This window comes from Synechocystis sp. PCC 7509, from assembly GCF_000332075.2.
Classification (GTDB): domain Bacteria; phylum Cyanobacteriota; class Cyanobacteriia; order Cyanobacteriales; family Chroococcidiopsidaceae; genus Aliterella.
The window spans coordinates 2,066,937-2,075,450 of record NZ_ALVU02000001.1 but is presented as its reverse complement, the minus strand read 5'-3'; the positions used below and the strand labels follow the sequence as shown (position 1 = coordinate 2,075,450).

Below are 8,514 nucleotides of genomic sequence, written 5' to 3'. Positions count from 1 at the left end.
CACTACAAATTACTAACAACAAAAAATGCAATATCAAAATTCAGCAAACTTTCTCGCCAACTGCTTTCTTTTCTTCGCAGCATCCATTTGTTTTTGAGTTCGTTCTTTTAGCGATCGCCAAACCAAATCTTTCTGTTCATCTCGGCTTAAATACTGTGCTAAAGAGCGAATAGTAGGATATTGAAACAAATCGATAATCCCTACCTTTTGTTCTAATACCGAGCCTAATTTTTGTTGAACTCGTACCATCAATAAAGAATGACCACCCATATCAAAAAAGTTATCATTGACACTGACATTCTCTAGCTGTAATACCTCTTGCCAAATTTTAGCGATCGTTTCTTCTATTTCCGATTGCGGAGCTTCATAAGCCTTGGTTTGATTAATTTTTATTCCATTTAAAGCACTACGATCAACTTTTCCATTTAGCAATAGCGGTATACTATCTACTAATACAAATGCCGCAGGAATCATAAAATCGGGCAACAATTGTTTTAAATAACTCCGCCAATTTTCTGTAGTAGGAGTTAAATTTTGACAAGGAACAAAATAAGCTAATAATTGTTGTTCAACTGCTAAAACTACAACCTTACTTACTGCTGGATGTTCGCTTAAAACCTTTTCAACTTCACCTAATTCAATCCTAAAACCTCTAACTTTTACTTGGTTATCTATTCGCCATAAATACTCTAAGTCACCATCTGGCAAGTAACGCGCGATATCACCAGTTTTATATAACCGTGATTTTAATTCGCTACTAAACGGATTAGTAATAAACTTTTCTTTAGTTACTTCTGGGCTATGCAAATAGTTTCTAGCCAGCCCTGCTCCACCTATGTAAATTTCTCCTGTTACACCAATTGGAACTGGTTGTAAACAAGAATCAAGAAGATAAATTTGTGTATTACTGATTGGGCGACCGATGGATACAATTCTATCATCTTTTCTCACTAAAGTAAATGTTGAATAAGTTGTATCTTCCGACGGCCCGTAAAGATTAAAAACTTTTTCAATTGCTTGATTTTGATAAATTTGCTGCACAAGTTGATAGGACAGAGGTTCGCCAGCTAAGTTAATAGTGCGAACAGAAGTAGGCATATTTCCGTTTAATAATTCGGAAATTATACTAGGAACTGTATTAATTAAAGTTACTTCATCCGTTACACTAGAAAGATGCAAGGCATTTTCTACCAAAATTACTTTCCCACCCCAACTTAGCGGGACAAATATTTCAAATACCGACAGATCGAAGCAAATAGAAGTTGATGCTAAAACTCCTTTAAGTTCATCATCGCTAAAAACTGTTCGCGCCCAAGTTAGTAAAGCAACGCAACTAGAATGAGCGATCGCAACGCCTTTAGGAATACCTGTAGAACCAGAGGTATATATAGCATAGGCTAAGTTTTTCGCCGTTACTTCACTGTCTAAATTTTCTATACTTTGTCGTGTAACCTCTATATCTTCAAAACAGACAGTATGCACCTTACTAAAAAGTTCAACTAAATGCTTCTGTGTAACTAATATCTGCGATTGACTATCTGCCAGCATAAAATTCAAGCGTTCTTGAGGATACTTAGGATCGAGGGGCAAATATGCGCCGCCAACTTTGAGAATTGCTAAAAGCCCTACAATCATCTCAATCGAACGTTCCACGCAGATACCAACAATAACCTCCGGCTTGACTCCAAGAGTTTGCAAGTAGTGCGCTAATTGATTAGCTTGGTTATTTAACTGGCGATAAGTAAGTCTTTGTTGCCCAAATACCAAAGCCACAGCATCCGGCGTGAGTTCTACTTGTTGCTCAAATAGTTGATGAATGCAAACGCGGGGATAATCTTGGTGAGTATTATTCCATTCAACTAGAATTTGATGCTGTTCGGCGGCGGTTAGTAAAGGCAATTCGGCAATAGAGCGATCGCTATTAGCAACAATACCTCCAAGTAAAGTCTCCAAATGTCCCAACATCCGCGCGATCGCATCTGCGTCAAATAAATCTGTGTTGTACTCTATAGTTGCGACTAATTCTTGTCCTTGCTCGTGCATAAATAAAGTTAGATCGAACTTAGAGGTGCTAGTGTATCCCTCTTGCCAATCAATAGATATTTCCGCTAACGTTGGCGTTGCCATCGGCATATTTTGGAAAACAAACATCACCTGAAACAACGGATTGTAGCTAAGGCTGCGTTCTGGTTGTAATTGCTGGACTAATTGCTCAAAAGGTAAGTCTTGATGCTCGTAAGCGGCTAAAGCAGTAGACTTTACTTGTGCCAGCAGTTGTTTAAAACTAAGTTCATTACTTAAATGGCTACGTAACACCAACACATTAACAAAGCAGCCAATTAACAAGTCTATTTCCGTGTGGTTACGATTGGCAACGGGAGAACCTACCAAAATATCTGTTTGCCCTGTATAACGATAAAGTAAGGTTTTGAAGGCTGCCAGCAGAATCATGTATAAAGTTGCGCCCTCTTGCTGGCTAAGGTGTTTGAGAGCTTGGGTAAGGTCTTTTGGTATGGTTAAGCTAGTGCGATCACCTGCAAAAGTTGGTACTGGAGGACGCGATCGCATTGGCAAATTCAATACAGGTAAATTCCCACCCAATTGCTGCCGCCAATATGCCAGTAGTTTGTTGTCTGTTTGTAAATATTGCCTTTGCCAATAGGCAAAATCTACATACTGTAAAGGTAGCTCTGACGAGGGTTTCAACGATCCATAACGTTCTATCAATTCTCCCATTAATATACCTACAGACCAACCATCAGCAACGATATGGTGCAAAGTCAGCAATAGTTTGTATTCTTCATTAGCTAGACGTAGCAGCAAACCCCGGATAAGTAGTTGCGTAGATAAGTTAAATGGCTGATGAGCTAAATTTGTTGTTTGCCTTTGCACCCTCTCAGCACGTTCGCTATCTGACAATTCCCGCAAGTCCACAACAGGCAAATCGATAGTTGCAGTAGGATGAATAACTTGCATCGGGCGATCGCCTACTACGGTAAAGTTAGTTCTTAAAACTGCATGACAGTTAATAATTGCATTCAAGCTTTGTTCCATCAGTCCAACGTTTAGCCGTCCTTTAAAATCCACCACTAGGGGAATGTTGTAAGCAGAACTTTCCGGCGCTAGTTGATGCACGAACCATAGTTGTTGTTGGGCAAAGGATAAAGGATGAAACTGATTATCTGTTTTAATTTGAGTTAAATTCAGTGCAGTATCAACGGTGAGATCCGATAGCTTTATTGCTAATTGAGCGATCGCATTCTCAAATAAGTCTGCAACAGCTACCGTAATTTCTAAATCATGCTCAATCTGATTTTTTAACTCAAATACTTTTAACGAATCAAGTCCTAATCTATTTAAAGGTTGCTCTTGTTCAATTGCTGTCGGTAAAACTGCCAACACCCTCGCTACTTGGGCAATTAGGTAGGATGTTAATATAGGTTGACGTTCCGCCGGAGTTAGAGTTAGCAAGCGATCGCGTTTTAAAATACTTACTTCATTAACAAAAATACTTTCTTGAATACTGCTGTGTAATATTTCTAGTTGCCCATTATCAAAATCTGCACGAGTTGCGCGGCGCTGAATCTTGCCACTAGAGGTTTTAGGAATAGTCCCGCCTTTAATTAGCACTACTGCATAGACTTGAATTTCATGTTCGACAGTTACAGCCTGACGAATAGCACTTGCAACTTCATCAAGATTTGGTTTGGCACGAAATTCTAATTCTTGGACTATTAATAAACGTTCTTCGCTATTACTTTCAATGGTAAAGGCAGCATTACTACCCAGACGTAGAGCAGAATGACAGCGTTCGGCGGTCAATTCTATATCTTGCGGATAGAGGTTGCGACCGCGAATAATAATTAAATCCTTGAGTCTACCTGTAACAAATAATTGGCGATCGTCCAAAAAGCCCAAGTCCCCAGTCCGCAAAAAACTACCTTCCCCCGTATCTGATAAATAAGCATGGAAAGTTTCTAGAGTTTCTGTAGGACGCTGCCAGTAACCTTGACCAACACTAGCACCGGATACCCAAATTTCGCCTACTTCCCCAGCTTGACAACAAGTTAAAGTGTCAGGATTGACAATAATTATCTGTTGTGTTGGGATGCTTTGACCGCAACTAACAAGATGGCATTCATCGTTAGCAGCAATTATTTGATTAACTTCTAAACCTGATTTTTGAACTGTTTTAACAACCGGGATTGCTAATTTTTGACCGCCAGCAACTATTAACGTTGCTTCTGCCATCCCGTAACAGGGATAAAATGCTTCCGGGCGAAAGCCACAATCTGCAAAAGCTGTAGCAAAACGCTCTAAGGTATCGCTGCGGATTGGTTCAGCACCATTAAAAGCAACACTCCAACTACTTAAATCTAGAGTTTGTTTTTGTTCTGGGGTAATTTTTTGCGTGCATAACTCATAGGCAAAGTTGGGAGCGCCACTTGTAGTCCCTTTGTAGTGGGAAATAGTTTGCAACCAGCGATAAGGACGTTGCAAAAACGATGCTGGGGGCAGGAGAATACAAGGAAAACCGCCATATACAGGCTGCAATATGCCGCCGATTAATCCCATATCGTGATAAGTCGGCAGCCACGAAATAAACCTACTAGCGGGGGAATGTTCCATTACTTGGTAAGTTGCTGCCGCATTGTGTAGCAAGTTGCCGTGAGTTAGCATCACTCCTTTAGGCGTACCTGTAGAACCAGAGGTATATTGCAAAAACGCTAAGGTATCTGTGTCTATACAAGGCTGTTGCCAAGCATCTTCTATACCCGGTTCTAGGTTGTCAGTAGTTAGCCACTCTAAGGAATCTGAATCTATTAGCAACTGGACTGTAGAATAAATAGCCGTTGTTGTTAAAGCAATCTGTGCCTGGGCATCGGCAACAATTGCTTTAATTCTGGGCGTGTTGCGTTGATTGCGAGGTGGGTAGGCGGGGACAGCCACGACTCCCGCATACAAACAGCCGAAAAATGCTGCCAAATAATCTAAACCTGGTGGATATAGTAATAATGCGCGTAGGCGCAGCCTGTCGTAGACATCGCCTGCTGCTCCTTTTGCCTGCAATTGAGATGCGATCGCCCGCGCCTGGCTATCCAACTGCTGATAAGTCAAGCTTGCTTTTACATTCTCCCCATCAAGCAAAAATGTAAAAGCCTGTACATCCGATTGGGTAACGCTTCTATGGCGGAGAAGTTCTACAAAGGTCGAAAAATCCCCAGTAATTTTTTTGTCGCCGTTATTGAATAGTGCAAGTCCGCTATCAAACATTAAAATCCACCCTTAAAAATCTTTAGTAGGACAAAACCCTGTCCGTTCTCCTCGGCAATGTGCTAGATGCCCTCGTGGCGATCGCATCTAGTTTGCCCTCTTGGTCAGAAATATTTATTCAAGCATTACTTTAGGTTTTGTTGCTAGTCTTTCTCAATTACACAAAATCACTCTAGGGCTTTAATCGCATTTAGCCTCTGTATATTTACAAATATTCGCAATAAAGTAAAGCCCCGTTTAAAACTTTTTTTTCTATCTTTAGATAGATGCAAAGATTTTTAAGCTTTATAGAGTCAATAATTTTATTCATGCTCAGATGAATTTTAACTTGATTGCAATTGAAATTTACGCCCTAAAAGCACTGATAGGTATAGATTATTCAATCATCTCTACTCAATTTCTCAAGGTAATTTTGAATCTAATTTTGGCTAACTACTTTCAAAAATGCAAATAGTTTGCAATAATCTGGTTTGACCGTAATAAGTATTATTTGCAATAAGCTCAGAGTCTACTAGCCTAAGTAGTGCTAAGAATATTCAATAAGTACCGATTGACTACGGCTAAGAAAGGACAGTTAAGTTTGGGGTTTAAAAGTGGAGCTACAGAAGTTACTTCCGATGCTATTGGTTTCAGGTTTAGCTGGGGTATTGGCGATTGATGCCGCCCTTGCCGAGGAGGTAAAAACAAAGCTAGTACAGGGACAAGATCGACAAAAAGTAATCGCAACTCCTACTCAGTTAGCACAAACACCAGCAGTAGTACAAATTACTGGAGTTGAAGTTAACTCTACCGATCTTGGAATTGAGCTAATATTGCAGTCTGCTAACAGCGAAAAACTGGAAGTTGTCGAGGGGAGTGAGGGAAATAGTTTTATTGCCGATGTCAAAAATGCTCAACTGCGCTTACCATCTGGGGCTACCTTTAACCAAGATAAACCTGTTAGCGGAATTGCTAATATAACGGTTACTAATTCTGATGCTAATACTATCCGCGTCACCGTAAACGGAGAAAATACCCCACCCCAAATTGAGTTATTTGATGGCGAGGAAGGTTTAATTTTTGGAGTTGTACCAACGACAAATACAGCCCAAACTCCTCCTACTACCCCATCAGAACCAAATACAGAATCAGAGGAAGCGCAAACACCCCCCGCAAAACCAAATACAGAATTAGAGGAAGCGCAAATACCCCCCACAGAACCAGAGGAAATACCGGAAATTCTGGTTACGGGAAGGCAAGATGATGGCTATAATATTCCCGATGCGTCCACAGCGACTAGAACAGATACGCCAATCCGCGATATCCCGCAATCTATTCAAGTAGTACCGCAACAGGTTTTAGAAGATCGCCAAATAACTCGGTTAGAAGCAGCGTTGCAAAATGTGAGCGGCGTATTTTCGGGAAACAACTTCGGCGGTACTGTTGATAACTTCAATATTCGAGGTTTTGCAGATGCAACGACATTGAGAGATGGATTTAAAGACAGCTTTACAGAAAGCGGTTTAATTTTGCGAGATCCCGCCAATATTGAGCAAGTTGAGGTACTAAAAGGGCCTGCTTCCGTTCTCTACGGCAATGTTGAGCCGGGGGGTATAGTCAATGTTGTAACTAAAAAACCGTTGGCAGATCCTTTTTATAATCTCAATTTAGCCATTGGTACTTATAACTTTTATCGCCCTAGCATTGACTTATCCGGGTCATTGACTCCAGACAAAGAGTTGCTGTATCGACTGAATGTTGCTTATGAAAATGCTGGTAGCTTCCGAGATTTTGTCAACAGCGAACGAGTTTTTGTTGCTCCGGTATTTAGTTGGCAGATTGGGGAGCAGACTAATTTATCAATCGATACTAGCTATTTGTACGACAGGCGAACCTTTGACCGGGGTATAGTTGCGATTGGGGAAGGAGTGGCGGATATTCCCCGCGAGTACTTTTTGGGCGAACCTGGAGACTTTCGCCAGAGCGAACAAACAAATATTAGTTATAACTTAGAGCATCGATTTAACGACAATCTCAAAATCCGCAATGCTTTTCAATACTTACAAAATAACGAAACCGTTAAAAATACCAACGCCCTAGAATTAAACGAAGAAACTGGAGAGTTATCGCGCGATTACTTTGATAACGCCAACGCCTTTAAAATCTATGCAATGCAGACTGAGCTAACTAACAAATTTAATACAGGCTCCGTCGAGCATCAGTTATTAGTTGGATTCGATTTGCAAAGAAGTACCCTAGAAGGTTTTTTTAAAACACCTTCAGATGCTTTCGATACTTCAATAGAGGATCGTTTTACACCTAGCATCAACATCTACGATCCCATCTACAACCAGCGTCCGCGACCAGATCGTTCAGAGCTAATCTTTTTGCGAGATGACAAAACCACTGTCAATTTATTAGGTATTTTCCTCCAAGATCAAATTGCCATAACTGACAATCTCAAATTTTTAATTAGCGGTCGATTTGATAGCGTTACTCAAGAAGTGGACGACAAATTGAACGAGAGCGAAACTAGCCAATCAAATGATGCTTTTAGTCCGCGTATCGGTATTGTCTACCAACCCATTGAACCAGTTTCACTTTATGCCAGCTACAGCCGTTCGTTTGCTCCCAATAGTGGTATTCGTGCTGACGGCTCCTTATTAGAACCGACACGCGGAACTCAATACGAAGTAGGAGTTAGAACTCAGTTAAATGAAAGGTTCACTGCTACCTTGGCGGCTTATCAAATTACCAAAACTAATATTTCAACTACCGATCCAGTAGAAGAAGCCTTTAGTATCGCAATCGGCGAACAGCGCAGTCAGGGAATTGAATTAGATGTTGCGGGGGAAATTTTACCAGGATTAAATGTTATTGCAGCTTATAGCAATACTAATGCTGAAATTACTGAAAGTAATGATTTTCCAGTGGGCAATAAGATTCCCAATGTGCCGCGAAATCAAGCTAGTTTGTGGACTACTTACGAGCTACAAAATGGGGATTTGCACGGGTTAGGGTTTGGTTTGGGCTTTTATTATGTAGACTCTAGACTAGGAGATTTGGATAATAGCTTCCAGTTACCAAGCTATGTGCGTACCGATGCAGCGATTTTTTACCGCCGAGATAATTGGCGCACGGCAATCAACGTCCAAAACTTATTTGATGTTGGCTATTTTGCTACTAGCGAGATTGGTAGAAACACTGTTGTACCTGGTGCGCCTTTAACCGTTGTTGGTTCATTTTCTATTGAGTTTTAGT

2 protein-coding genes are annotated in these 8,514 nt (G+C 40.7%); one reads left to right on the top strand and one right to left on the bottom strand.

Annotated features, from left to right (window positions below):
* Positions 1–33: 33 nt before the first annotated feature.
* Entirely contained in the window at positions 34–5,274 is a 5,241-nt protein-coding gene (locus tag SYN7509_RS0210625; RefSeq protein ID WP_009631332.1) for a non-ribosomal peptide synthetase, read from the bottom strand.
* Between the two features lie 617 nt (positions 5,275–5,891).
* On the opposite strand from SYN7509_RS0210625, the gene SYN7509_RS0210615 reads away from it, so the two are divergent.
* Complete coding sequence (locus SYN7509_RS0210615; protein ID WP_009631331.1) at positions 5,892–8,513, top strand: TonB-dependent receptor; 2,622 nt, start codon at positions 5,892–5,894, stop codon at positions 8,511–8,513.
* The last annotated feature ends 1 nt before the right edge of the window (position 8,514 follow it).